Genomic DNA, 14,478 nt, shown 5'->3' on the forward strand with positions numbered 1-14,478 from the left:
TTTTATGCTATAAAATAATATCTCTTAATTTGATTCCTACTTTTTCTAAAAACGGAAGCTCTAATACCACTGCATTTATTTTTAATACCGCTTCCTTTTGTTCCTTGGTCAATAACTCAAAAACTTTTTGAGTTGTTATTAATTTTCCATCAACAAACTTCATATCAAAAACTCCTTGAGCTACTTGTTCTTTTGTAAAAGTTAATGTTTCTATTCCATGTCCTTTTATAAGAGAGAACAACTGCTTTTTTAATTTTTTATCAGTGATATACTCTAGACAAATTAACAATGTATTTCCCGAAAAAATTGCAATATCACTTGTGAGTATACCTTCTGGAATATCAAAGCCAAAAGGAGTCAATTCAAAATCCTCGCAATACTCCTCAAACAAAGATTCATCGGTTTTGTTATTAATTCCACACAAAGCAATTTCAGCTTCAAAATGAGCTACCAAACTATTTTGTCCGTAAAAATAAACTTCCTCATCAGCTGCCTCAGTATAATCAATTACTTCTTTATCCTCTACTTCTAAAACAGTATCTATTATTTGATAAAAATCACGAATATCTTTTACAGGAGAAACTGCAATTTGCTCATTGTTTTTAAAAAATAAACTAGAAATAGTTAAAGGATTTATTTGTTCAAAATCTAAAACTTTAAAATCCGAAACTTTTTTAATCGTTTCAAAATCCATTTGTAACAATTGTTTTTGTGCATTGGGTAAAAACCCCAAAGACTTATCAAATATCCAATTCCTAAAATCTATCAATATCATACTATACTTTTTTAATCACATAGGTTACTATTCCCCATATTACCAATTCCTGATCTTCACCTACTTTTATTTCTTGGTAACTTTTATTTTCGGGAACCAAATATACACCATCCTTATCAACTCTTAATCTTTTAACAGTAAAGTCACCATCTAACATGCAAACAGCAATTTTACCGTTCTGAGGTTCCAAACTTCTATCAATTACCAACAAATCTCCATCAGACATTCCTGCATCTTGCATAGAATCACCATCAACTTTAGCATAAAAAGTAGCTGTTTCATTTTTAACTAATTCTTTATCTAAAGAAATTCTTTTTCCTTGAAAATCTTCGGCAGGAGAAGGAAAACCAGCTTTAATTCCAGCTTCTACAAAAGGAATTTTTACAAATCCATTAGATTCATATTTATAAAAAGTTAAAACCATTATTTACAATTTATAGTAATAATATCACTTAATCTGGTAGTGTATTGTGGTGATAAATGTTCTTGTCTCATTTTCCAAGTTCTTTTAATATCTTGATTAGCTAGCTTCAATTTCCCTTGCCCCATCTTATCATTTAAAGTATCCATTGTACGCATTAATAATTGATGTTTAGGATTCTCATCTCCAAACAACCTAGTTTGATGACTTGCATTAGGCTTAATAGACACTAAAATTACGCCCGCTTTTTTATAAGTATATCCTACTTTAAAAATTTCACGTAATTTTTCTAAAACTCCTTTGGTAATAGTAATACTAGAACTCGTAGCAAAACCAAAGTGAACCATAGCTCCTAACTTTACATAATCTTTTCCAAACCTATTTGATTTTAAAAAAACATAGGCTGCGGAACATTCACTTTTCTGTTTTCTTAACTTTTCTGCACAACTATTAGCAAAGGTGGCAACTCGCTCCTCAATTTCTTTTAAATCTGATACTACATTGGGAAAACTTCGTGTTGTTGCAATCATGTATTTATCATGTACTTCCTCAAAACCAATTGTTGGCTTTCCCTCCAAATCACGTTTTAAGCGCAAACCTACTACAGAAAACTTATTCCTAACCAATTCGTCCGATAATAAAGTAAATTCATAAGCTTTATCAACATTCATCTCCTTTAACTTAGTTGCCAAACGTCTTCCAATTCCCCAAACATCACCAATCCGAGTCCATTTTAAGGCTTTTATGCGTTGCTCATCCGTACCAATTACATAAACATTTTGAGTTTGCTCCGGATATTTTTTAACAATATTATTAGCCAACTTAGCCAGTGCTTTACTTGCTGCAATTCCCACACTCACCGGTAAACCCAAATGCTGCATAACATCATCCTTAATCTGTTTACCTATCAACTCCGCCTCCTTACCCGATACATTTTTTAGTTTAAAAAAAGCTTCATCAATAGAATAAGGCTCAATATCATCTACATATTTACTAATAATCGACATTACTCTAGAACTCATATCTCCATACAAAGTATAGTTCGAAGAAAAAACATGAATCCCATACTTTTTAAAGTCATTCTTATTCTTAAAAGCAACAGCCCCCATTTTAACATATGGCTTTGCTTCCTTACTGCGCGCAATTACACAACCATCATTATTAGATAAAACCACTATAGGTTTTCCTATCAAATTAGGTTTAAAAGCACGCTCACACGATGCGTAAAAACTATTACAATCTACAATTCCATACATACCACAAAGGTAAATCAAAACACTGTTATATAAATGCATTTAAATATTTGGGTGTTCCTCTGAAATCAATTCTGGGTCGTGCTTTCGTTACTCGCTTTTCTTTTCGGTACTGAACTTATTCTAGCATCTCAAAAAAAGAGCTCAAACAAAAATTTATCTTGAGCTAGTCGAAAAACTCAATCACTAATACAAAACATAAATTTGTACTTTTACCCTATGAAATTCGGAAAAGTACCCAACCCAGATAATATTGATTTTACTTTACCTAAAGATCATCCTGATACTCATACGGTATTTAATAAATCATTTATAGGTAAAACTGAATTTTCAATTGGCTGTGCCAAATGGAACAAACAAGATTTAAAAGGTTTTTATCCAAGAGGAACAAAAGATGAATTAGTATATTACAGTACTCACTTTAATAGTATAGAATTAAACGCTACGTTTTATAATTTATACCCTCAAGAACAATTTCAAAAGTGGTATCAAAAAACACCTAGTAATTTTAAGTTCTATCCTAAAATCACCAAAGATATATCTCACTATTACGAGTTAGAGGAACCTTCATACCCTATTACAGAACTCTTTTTAAATAATGTAATTGCGTTAAAAGAAAAATTAGGAGCCATTTTTCTTCAAATGAATGAAGAATTTAGTCCTAAAGATTTTTTAAAGTTAGAGGACTATATTAACACTTGGCCAAAGGAAATACCACTTGCAATAGAACTAAGACATACAGATTGGTATAATAACCCTAAAGTTTCTCATCAATTATATCAGCTTTATCAGGAGAACAACATTAGCAACATTATTACCGATACGGCAGGAAGAAGAGATTTACTCCATATGAGATTAACCAATAGTAAACCTTTTATAAGATTTGTGGGGTCAAATCATCCCTCAGACTTTCATAGGCTTGATGATTGGGTTGATAGAATTGAATATTGGATTAAACAAGGTCTAACTTCCATTTCATTTTTTATTCATCAAAATATAGAAGAAGAGTCTGTATTATTATCCTCTTATTTTGTCAAAAAACTAAACCACAGATTGGGGTTAAAGTTAACAGTACCTAAAACACTACAAGATATTCAAGGTCAACAACAAACATTATTTTAACAGCTAACCATATTAAAAGGTCTTTTAACAGCTATTCTTTCAATCAAGAACCATGCTATTACATAGATATATAACTGATTTAAAACATATCTACACAAATCATTACACATTCTCCAAAAGATATAATAGTCTGATATTTGTAATAAATATAAAATATATCAGTTATGTTAGAAACAAAAACCACAACGACAGACAATAGATTTGTATTTTCTATGTCTCCAAACAGACCTTATGAATCTGGAAAGCGTACAAGCTATTTCAAAAACTACTTTAGACGTTAAGTCAATTGTATATCAGATTTATCAAGAAATGATCAGAATTCAATTCTAATTTCAATTAGATTGAAAATTAACCAACCATTAAAAAAGTATAATCATGAAAAAACAACAGAAAAATTAAGCTATGCAACTACCAAACAAGAGAACTAATATCTTATGTAGTTCATATCAAGCAGTAAACTAAAAGCCGATTCTAAATAAATAGTAGAATCGGCTTTTTTATTGGTTGTTGTTTTTGTTTATGATAGGTTATAAAACAAAAAATCCTCATTCAAATAAATGAATGAGGATTTAAAAAAAGGCGATGACATACTCTCCCACCAATGGCAGTACCATCTGCGCTAATAGGCTTAACTTCTCTGTTCGGAATGGGAAGAGGTGAGCCCTATTGCAATAATCACCTTAAGGTCTTATCAGTTATAAAGCTTTCAAGTTTATAAAATTCTAAAGTATTTAAACCTTTTAACTTTATTCTTTCTAACTTTTAACTAACAGTATATGTTAACATATTGATATCAATATTGTTTGTTTATTTTTCTTACTTGAGTTCTAAAACTTAATAATTAAAGCCCGCAGTACATAAGCCTATGGGTTATTAGTAATACTCGGCTATGACATTACTGCCTTTACACCTATATCCTATCAAGGTCGTGATCTACAACCACCCTTTAAAGAAATCTCATCTTGTGGTGGGTTTCGCGCTTATATGCTTTCAGCGCTTATCCCTTCCCAACGTAGCTACTCTGCAATGCTCCTGGCGGAACAACAGATACACCAGAGGTTAGTTCAATTCGGTCCTCTCGTACTAGAATCAAATCCACGCAAATTTCTAACGCCCGCTACAGATAGAGACCGAACTGTCTCACGACGTTCTGAACCCAGCTCGCGTGCCACTTTAATGGGCGAACAGCCCAACCCTTGGGACCTTCTCCAGCCCCAGGATGTGACGAGCCGACATCGAGGTGCCAAACCCCCCGTCGATGTGAGCTCTTGGGGGAGATCAGCCTGTTATCCCCGGAGTACCTTTTATCCTTTGAGCGATGGCCCTTCCATGCGGAACCACCGGATCACTATGCTCTTGTTTCCAACCTGATCGACTTGTAGGTCTCGCAGTCAAGCACCCTTATGCCATTGCACTCTACGTACGGTTACCAAGCGTACTGAGGGTACCTTTAGAAGCCTCCGTTACTCTTTTGGAGGCGACCACCCCAGTCAAACTACCCACCAAGCACTGTCCCCATCGCTGGGTTAGACTCTAGATAAGCAAAGGGTCGTATTTCAACAATGACTCCAAAACACCTGGCGATGCTCCTTCAAAGTCTCCGACCTATCCTACACATTACTTATCCAAAGCCAATACTAAGCTATAGTAAAGGTTCACGGGGTCTTTTCGTCCCGTAGCGGGTAATCGGCATCTTCACCGATACTACAATTTCACCGAGCTCATGGCTGAGACAGTGTCCAGATCGTTGCACCATTCGTGCAGGTCGGAACTTACCCGACAAGGAATTTCGCTACCTTAGGACCGTTATAGTTACGGCCGCCGTTTACTGGGGCTTCATTTCAGATCTTCGCCGAAGCTAAACCCTCCACTTAACCTTCCAGCACCGGGCAGGTGTCAGGCCCTATACATCAACTTTCGTTTTAGCAGAGCCCTGTGTTTTTGATAAACAGTCGCCTGGACCTTTTCACTGCGGCCCCACATAAAGTGGGGCGACCCTTCTCCCGAAGTTACGGGTCTATTTTGCCTAGTTCCTTAGCCATGAATCACTCGAGCTCCTTAGAATACTCATCCCAACTACCTGTGTCGGTTTACGGTACAGGACGCAGCCCTCGCTTTTCTTGGAACCGCTTACTTCTTTTCGCTTCAACCGAAGTTTAGGCTCAACGTACTATTCCGTCAGTACGTAAAGATCTGGGCAATCCGTCACTTTTAATGGGTGCGTGTACAGGAATATTAACCTGTTGTCCATCGACTACCCCTTTCGGGTTCGCCTTAGGCCCTGACTAACCCACAGCTGATTAGCATCGCTGTGGAAACCTTAGTCTTTCGGAGGGCGGGTTTCTCACCCGCCTTATCGTTACTTATGCCTACATTTTCTTTTCTAGCCGTTCCAGCATCCCTTACAGAACACCTTCAGCACAACTAGAATGCTCCCCTACCACGTATAGTAAACTATACATCCATAGCTTCGGTAATATGTTTATGCCCGATTATTATCCATGCTCGTCCGCTCGACTAGTGAGCTGTTACGCACTCTTTAAATGAATGGCTGCTTCCAAGCCAACATCCTAGCTGTCTGGGCAGACAAACCTCGTTTATTCAACTTAACATATATTTGGGGACCTTAGCTGATGGTCTGGGTTCTTTCCCTCTCGGACATGGACCTTAGCACCCATGCCCTCACTGCTGTAAATCATTATATAGCATTCGGAGTTTGTCAGGAATTGGTAGGCGATGAAGCCCCCGCATCCAATCAGTAGCTCTACCTCTATATAACTAATACAACGCTGCACCTAAATGCATTTCGGGGAGTACGAGCTATTTCCTGGTTTGATTGGCCTTTCACCCCTACCCACAGGTCATCCCAAGACTTTTCAACGTCAACGGGTTCGGTCCTCCACTGTATGTTACTACAGCTTCAACCTGCCCATGGGTAGATCACCAGGTTTCGCGTCTACTCAACCTAACTAAAGCGCCCTATTCAGACTCGCTTTCGCTACGGCTCCGGATCTTAAATCCTTAACCTTGCTAGATAAAGTAACTCGTAGGCTCATTATGCAAAAGGCACGCCGTCACCCAGTTAATGGGCTCCGACCGCTTGTAGGTGTACGGTTTCAGGATCTATTTCACTCCCTTACTTAGGGTTCTTTTCACCTTTCCCTCACGGTACTAGTTCACTATCGGTCTCTCAGGAGTATTTAGCCTTACCGGATGGTCCCGGCAGATTCAGACAGGGTTCCTCGTGCCCCGCCCTACTCAGGAATCTGATACAATCACTTCTCTTACTTATACGGGACTATCACCCTCTTTGGTTAACCTTTCCAGGTTATTCTAATTCGATTGTTTCTTGATATTTCAGTCCTACAACCCCGATCTTGCCGTAACAAAATCGGTTTGGGCTCTTTCGCGTTCGCTCGCCACTACTAACGAAATCATTATTATTTTCTCTTCCTCCGGTTACTTAGATGTTTCAGTTCACCGGGTTTGCCCCTTTCGGTACTATGCCTTCAACATAGTGGGTTGCCCCATTCGGAAATCTACGGATATAACTCTTATGTGCAAATCCCCGTAGCTTATCGCAGCTTATCACGTCCTTCTTCGCCTCTGAGAGCCTAGGCATCCGCCATACACCCTTAATTAGCTTATTGTACTTTTGCGTCTTTAATCATTAATGGTCGAAACCATTCTGTTTTTACAACTTGCGTTGTTATTTTTATTATAATTCTATCATTGCTGATAGATTCTAATGTCTACTCAAGTAATATTATTTTTTAAACAATATTATTATCAATATGTCAATGAACTTTTACAATGAACAATTTTCAATTTACAATGAACAACAAATAATATCGCTTATTGTTAATTGTCAATTGCTAATTGACTTGTGGAGAATATCGGAGTCGAACCGATGACCTCTTGCGTGCAAGGCAAGCGCTCTAGCCAGCTGAGCTAATCCCCCATTACTAGTAGTTAGTAATTAGTTTATTAGTCATTAGTAATTACTAATTCGTAATTCGTAATTATTTCTGCTTCTAGAATTTCCTGTATGATACAATCTATCTTGTTACTTGTTTAGTGTTTTAGTCATTCGTCTTTTCTCAAAAACTTTCAACTTTAAAACCTTTAACTTTGAACTCTTTTGTAGTCTCGGGCAGACTCGAACTGCCGACCTCTACATTATCAGTGTAGCGCTCTAACCAGCTGAGCTACGAGACTCAATATGTGATTGTATATATTTTATAAAAATTAACAGCTAATTAAAAAGTAAAAAGATTCCTCATAACATTCATCTCTTTTCTCTAGAAAGGAGGTGTTCCAGCCGCACCTTCCGGTACGGCTACCTTGTTACGACTTAGCCCTAGTTACCAGTTTTACCCTAGGCGGCTCCTTGCGGTGACCGACTTCAGGCACCCCCAGCTTCCATGGCTTGACGGGCGGTGTGTACAAGGCCCGGGAACGTATTCACCGGATCATGGCTGATATCCGATTACTAGCGATTCCAGCTTCATGGAGTCGAGTTGCAGACTCCAATCCGAACTGTGATAATGTTTAAAGATTTGCATCTAGTCGCCTAGTAGCTGCCCTCTGTCATTACCATTGTAGCACGTGTGTAGCCCAGGACGTAAGGGCCGTGATGATTTGACGTCATCCCCACCTTCCTCACGGTTTGCACCGGCAGTCTCTCTAGAGTCCTCAGCTTAACCTGTTAGCAACTAAAGATAGGGGTTGCGCTCGTTATAGGACTTAACCTGACACCTCACGGCACGAGCTGACGACAACCATGCAGCACCTTGTAAGAAGTCCGAAGAAATATCTATCTCTAAATAATGCATCCTACATTTAAGCCCTGGTAAGGTTCCTCGCGTATCATCGAATTAAACCACATGCTCCACCGCTTGTGCGGGCCCCCGTCAATTCCTTTGAGTTTCAATCTTGCGACCGTACTCCCCAGGTGGGACACTTATCACTTTCGCTTAGTCACTGAACCTAAATCCAACAACTAGTGTCCATCGTTTACGGCGTGGACTACCGGGGTATCTAATCCCGTTCGCTCCCCACGCTTTCGTTCATCAGCGTCAGTACATACGTAGTAGACTGCCTTCGCAATCGGTATTCTATGTAATATCTATGCATTTCACCGCTACACTACATATTCTATCTACTTCCATATGACTCAAGACTGACAGTATCAAAGGCAGTTCAACAGTTAAGCTGCTGGATTTCACCTCTGACTGATCAGCCCGCCTACGAACCCTTTAAACCCAATGATTCCGGATAACGCTTGGACCCTCCGTATTACCGCGGCTGCTGGCACGGAGTTAGCCGGTCCTTATTCGTAGAGTACCGTCAAACAAATACACGTATCTGCAGTTCTTCCTCTATAAAAGAAGTTTACAACCCATAGGGCAGTCATCCTTCACGCGGCATGGCTGGTTCAGAGTTGCCTCCATTGACCAATATTCCTCACTGCTGCCTCCCGTAGGAGTCTGGTCCGTGTCTCAGTACCAGTGTGGGGGATCTCCCTCTCAGGACCCCTACCTATCGATGTCTTGGTAAGCCGTTACCTTACCAACTAACTAATAGGACGCATAGCCATCTTAAACCGATAAATCTTTAATTGTAAAATGATGCCATTCTACAACACTATGGGATATTAGTCCACGTTTCCATGGGGTATCCCCCTGTTTAAGGTAGGTTCTATACGCGTTACGCACCCGTGCGCCGGTCGTCAGCAAATTGCAAGCAATTCCTGTTACCCCTCGACTTGCATGTGTTAAGCCTGCCGCTAGCGTTCATCCTGAGCCAGGATCAAACTCTTCATCGTTAATATTTTAATATTTTGATGATGCTCAAAAAAATCTCATGATATAATCATGTAATTTTACTTTCTAATTTTACGCTGTCAATTTCAATATTCTCAATGAACTTAACCACTATGTGGTTTTTTTTAACACCAACTCTTTTACAAGTTAGTCACTTAGCTGCTTCGCTAAGCGGTTGCAAATATAAGAACTTTATTTCTTCTAAAACAAATAAAATTTAAAATATTTTTTAAATCTTTTTTTACCCTAAAATAGTGACCTAAACCACTCATAAAACCCTTAATGTATCTGAACTTTTTCGCCCCTCTTAGCAGTTACCTGCTCGCTGTTGCGGCTGCAAAGATACGCACCTTTTAACTTTATTTCCTAATCTTTTGTAAACTATTTTTTACATTATTTTAACGCAAACACTTAACAGCCTTATTTATCGATTATTACATCTTAATTTATTTTTAACACAACCTGCTTTTTAATGCATATAACCTCTGAAAACTATGCTAATTCGGTATCTCTATATACATCCATATCAATATCATCATATACATAAACAACAAAGAGATCTACTTTTTGTAGATCTCTTTCTTTATATTATATATTATCCTGATTATAATACCACCTTAATCGTAGAAACACCATCATTAGTATCAATCTTTAATATATAAAGACCGTTACTAAACCTAGATATATTAATTGTTGACTGATTAACCTCCTGAACTAAACTACCAGTAATCGAAAACAGACTCAGTTTATTTATTTTATATACCGATGATAATACAACTAAATTCCCTTCTGTTTTTGTAATAGAAAAGTCTTCTGATATTATATGATCGTTTTTTAAACTTTGATCTTCTTTAAAAGTAACATAGAATCTATTAGAATATTCCCCTAAAGAAAGCTGCTTACTAACTACTCCACCAGTTAACACCTCCTGAGTACCTGCCTCTACATCTGTTAAATATATTGTATTATCAATACCATTATACTCATCTACTCTAAAATAAACTGTTCTGTCTTGATCCAACCCAATAAATATAGGAATCTCTATATTCTCATTAAACTCCTCCACCCCTACAGTCACAAACTTCTCGTCTTTATATTCTACAGATTCATCCTCATAATTATTAACCGTTTGAACTCCAAAATAAGCATCTGAGGGTTTTTGGTCATATATATATGAATCGTATCCCTGATCATTATTGGTTAAATTATTTCCTTTTTTAAAACTCACTCCTAAATTTCTATGAAACATCACATCATCTGACAATTGAAACTCAAAACCAATGTGCACTGTTGGTATTTTAGGAGTTATTGTTTTCGCTTTACTTTGTTTAAAAAACACAGAGCCATCAACACCACTTCCATCTTCACCTAATTCTTTAAAAACTCTTTGATTATTATCAAAAACAATATTTCCTCCGTTATGATCTCCTGCAACTAAAAACCCTTGACCAACAGCTATATATTGATCTGGCGCTGTATAAGTACCTACACCAAGTCCTGCTGTACCCGAAACAGCTACACTTGCAGCAGTACCAATTCCAGTTGACCATGTACTATATCCTAATTCATAATCACTTTGATAATGAGAACTTATAGTAGCTTGTTGCTCTAAAAAATACAAAGTACCTGTTATTGCAGAATCATTATCACTTATAAAAACATCTGCGTCAATAGCACTTGGATATGGATTTGAAATCATAGTATACACATCTCTTTCAATAGGTATCGTATAAGACCCACTATTTGGCCTTCCATTATATATTAAAGGCTGTGAAGATGTTCCAGGATATTTCATTGAAAAACCTAAACCTACATCAAAACTTCCTGTTGATTGCTTAAGTACAAAATCTGCACCTGTTTCCCCATCTTCATATGAATAAATCCAATTTTCAGAAATAGCAGTTTCACTTCCTGATTGGTAACCATCAGAATCATTAGATATAAAAGTTATATCATCTCCTGTAGTAGTAGCAGACAAGGCATTAATTCTACCGTCTTTTAAAACTCCTCCAACAGTATATTCTCCCGAACCTTCGTCTACTGGTGACCCAAAATAAGAAAACACAAATTGATTTTTTGTTGGTGGCGTTATCGTATTATAAAAATTAGTACCTGTATTTAAAGTTTCTCCTGTATGGTGTTGAATTAACTGAGAAGTACCCAATAATTTTAGTTGTCCTGTTCCATTTAACACCACTCCTCCTTCAATATTAATTTCTAACCCTGAATTTACTGTAAGAACGGCTCCACTTTCTACTTCTATTTTAAGTACGTTTATATCTGAAGTCAAAGTAACTTCTTGATTTTCTTTAATTACTAATTTATAACAGGCATCAGAATTGTCCGGAGCTACATCTCCACCAATCGTATTATTCCACGTATCAGACTCTCTTACTATTGCATCTTGATATTGTAATGTAAAAATATCATTATCTGTTATGTCAGAACCAGAAGATAAACTCGCAAAAGCAAAACCATTATCAATAGTTAAATCTATTGTTCTACTTACTGTATTAAAAATAGCATCAGCATCATCTTGATCAACAACTAATTTTAAATCTAAACAGTTATCCACATCTAGCTCTCCAAAGTCTATTTTTGACAAGTCAAAAGAAATATCAAATTGCCCCACATTAACAGAACCTCCACTAGCATCTGATTCACTTACCTTCCAATGAGTATCTAATCTTGAAAAATCAGTATCGCCCGTCTCAACTCTAGAGAAAGTATGCAAACTAGTGTTGTTTACATTTGCTCCCCAAAACAAATACTCATCATTACCCAGTCCTGAAGCATTATTTATACGTACAATACCTGTTCCTTGAGAATCTAAATGTGTATATGTTCCATCGTTACCGATTCCAGCAACATCATAGTCATAACCATCATCATCTCCATCATATATATCATTAGCCGTTAAACTTGTATTGTATTTTGCAGACAGATAGTTTGAAATAATCGTTCTTTCTACATCATTTATACTGTTATTTAAAATAATCATTTCAGCCAAATCAGCATCAATATTTTTTCCACCACCTCTGTTTTCCCCTAGTTTAAAATGGGTAAACACCGAATTCTCTGATCCTGTTAGTGTTTTGCTTAATGTTTGTGTATTATTAGAATACGATGTACTGGTTTCATTAGCTTCTCTAGTGTAAATAATTACATTTGGTGTATCTATACCAATTGTCCCACTTGAAAAATCAGCTTCCTGCACCATTTGATGAGAAGTAGTTTGCCATCTTAAATTTGTTGGGGATGTTCCTGCAAAACCATGCTGGAAAGAATCTGTTGTGCTAGATGAATTTGAACTTGAAAATATAGACTCTTGAGCTATAGCTGTTGTAGATTTTGTAAAATCCCATATATAAATAATGGTATATGATTCATCTGTGATATCAGCAATATCTGCAGTTAATTCATGACTAGCACTTTCTCCATCAAAACGTACAACCGGCAAACCATTTATTACTGATGTTTGATATGACGGCTGATCGGCTGATGTTGCTTGAACAACATTATTATTATTTCCTGATTGATCATTCCATTGACTTACTCCAGTTTCCGTAGATATACTTGTTTCTAAATCTGCTCTTAACCACAAGTACATATCAGAACCATTATTGTTTCCTATACCTCCTGGACCGGAATATCCTCCAATACCATTTCCGGCAATAACCCCAATAGGTTGACCTGAATTTGTTGAACCAAAAGTAAAGACATAGCCATCATTAAAATCTACACCGGTAAAAGTTGCAATTCCGGAAGTAATTGTTCCTGTATAACCTGTAGTTCCTGTTCCAAAGACACCATCATCATCAACCAAAAGTCTTATTCTGGAATCATTTGAGATATCATGCGATAAAGTAGCCATATCTAACAAAACTGATCCTGTACCCAAATCTACAGATACCCCTGAAGCATCATTTTCGGACATATACCAAATTCTGTCTAATTGATTATCTATTGTAGTTGTACTCCCTGAAGCAGGTGAATATGAAACGGTAGATGCTGTAGTAACATCAACACCATTATGCCCCCACATTAAATACTCATCATTATTTAAACTACCTCCTCCAGCTAATGTTACAGCTACAATTCCTGTTCCTTGAGCACTTAAATGCTGATCACCATTATCATCTTGTCCTACACCAGCAACATCAAAATCATAACCCGATGCTCCTCCTTCGTAAACCGTATTAGCGCTTAAAGAAAAATCATACTTAGTAGCTAAATAATTCGCTAAAATAATTCGTTCTACATCGGTTAAAGCATTTTTATATATTACAAACTCCGAAAGATTCATTTGAATTTTAGAACCATTTCCTCTATTTGCTCCAATTTTAAACTCATCAAAATAAGTTGCATTTGTATTTCCTGTAAACTTGCTAACATAATTTGCTTCATTTATATATGACTCTATAAACTCAGCCACTCCTCCTGATGCTCCATCACCAGAACGGCCAAAATACAACATGTGTTTCTGCATTATTGTAGCGTAGGAATTCCCTTCGGTATCTATATCAAAAGTACCTACTCCCCCAACTTGAAAGGAATCGGGTAAACCACTAGTATCTCCATCATTATTAAAAGCAATTTGAAAACTTCCGGATGTACTAGGAGATGCTGTTTCACTAGAGAACAAAGCTCCATAATTTCCAGGAGTAGCATCTGTTTGCTCCCAAGCAGCAATAACTGAATAATTAGCAGTTGAAGTAAGCCCTGCTATTGATACAAAAATATGATCATTAGCTCCATCAAATTGAGCTACAGGAAATCCATTCCACGTATTGGTTACTATAGTTGGCTGATCGGTACCTGCCGCTTGCGAAAGAGAATTGCTATTACCAGAATTATCCGTCCAATTAGCTAAAGCACCTGCAGAAAGCCCATCGGTTTTAACCCATAAATAAATATCAGAGCCATCTGTAGTTCCAATACCTCCAGGTCCTTTGTCTTGAGCTTTAACCGCAACAGACAATACAATTGACAAAACAAGAATAAATAAAGATTTCATATATCGGGGTAGATTTATGTACATATTATGTATTTAAACAACTTTGCTTAAACAAATGACAATTT

The 14,478-nt window shown here is 37.0% G+C and carries 5 protein-coding genes, 2 tRNA genes and 3 rRNA genes; 1 reads left to right on the forward strand and 9 read right to left on the reverse strand.

The genetic code is table 11. The features are described 5' to 3' along the window. Nucleotides 1–7: 7 nt before the first annotated feature. The 3 genes from AXE80_RS11960 to AXE80_RS11970 are packed head-to-tail and all read right to left on the reverse strand — an operon-like array spanning nt 8 to nt 2,491. On the reverse strand, nt 8–775 hold the full coding sequence (locus tag AXE80_RS11960) for an arginine deiminase-related protein (protein WP_068827629.1): 768 nt from the start codon (nt 773–775) through the stop codon (nt 8–10). A gap of 1 nt (nt 776) precedes the next feature. Then, complete coding sequence (locus AXE80_RS11965) at nt 777–1,199, reverse strand: LexA family protein (protein ID WP_068827630.1); 423 nt, start codon at nt 1,197–1,199, stop codon at nt 777–779. After that, nucleotides 1,199–2,491 carry a Y-family DNA polymerase gene (locus AXE80_RS11970; protein WP_083194663.1) on the reverse strand — a complete coding sequence of 431 codons (1,293 nt, stop codon included), beginning with the start codon at nt 2,489–2,491 and terminating at the stop codon, nt 1,199–1,201. Before AXE80_RS11970 ends, AXE80_RS11965 begins: the two co-directional genes overlap by 1 nt. 177 nt (nt 2,492–2,668) lie before the next feature. On the opposite strand from AXE80_RS11970, the gene AXE80_RS11975 reads away from it, so the two are divergent. After that, nucleotides 2,669–3,571 carry a DUF72 domain-containing protein gene (locus AXE80_RS11975; RefSeq protein ID WP_068827634.1) on the forward strand — a complete coding sequence of 301 codons (903 nt, stop codon included), beginning with the start codon at nt 2,669–2,671 and terminating at the stop codon, nt 3,569–3,571. Nucleotides 3,572–4,145: 574 nt separating this feature from the next. On the opposite strand, the gene rrf is transcribed toward AXE80_RS11975, so the two are convergent. The 6 genes from rrf to AXE80_RS12005 all read right to left on the reverse strand — a co-directional run bounded on the left by rrf (nt 4,146) and on the right by AXE80_RS12005 (nt 14,413). Beyond that, nucleotides 4,146–4,254 (reverse strand): 5S ribosomal RNA (gene rrf, locus AXE80_RS11980). A 170-nt stretch (nt 4,255–4,424) separates the two neighbouring features. Then, nucleotides 4,425–7,221 (reverse strand): 23S ribosomal RNA (locus AXE80_RS11985). 237 nt (nt 7,222–7,458) lie between these two features. Continuing rightward, a tRNA-Ala gene (locus tag AXE80_RS11990) sits at nt 7,459–7,532 on the reverse strand. Nucleotides 7,533–7,715: 183 nt separating this feature from the next. Continuing rightward, nucleotides 7,716–7,789 (reverse strand) — tRNA-Ile (locus tag AXE80_RS11995). 87 nt (nt 7,790–7,876) lie between these two features. Beyond that, nucleotides 7,877–9,398: ribosomal RNA gene (locus tag AXE80_RS12000) — 16S ribosomal RNA — on the reverse strand. Together the 16S, 23S and 5S rRNA genes with 2 tRNA genes alongside form the textbook arrangement of a ribosomal RNA operon. 602 nt (nt 9,399–10,000) lie before the next feature. Continuing rightward, a complete protein-coding gene (locus AXE80_RS12005) occupies nt 10,001–14,413 on the reverse strand; it encodes a T9SS type A sorting domain-containing protein (RefSeq protein ID WP_068827637.1) in 4,413 nt (1,470 codons plus the stop codon). Nucleotides 14,414–14,478: the final 65 nt, after the last annotated feature.

Source organism: Wenyingzhuangia fucanilytica, from assembly GCF_001697185.1.
Taxonomy (GTDB): domain Bacteria; phylum Bacteroidota; class Bacteroidia; order Flavobacteriales; family Flavobacteriaceae; genus Wenyingzhuangia; species Wenyingzhuangia fucanilytica.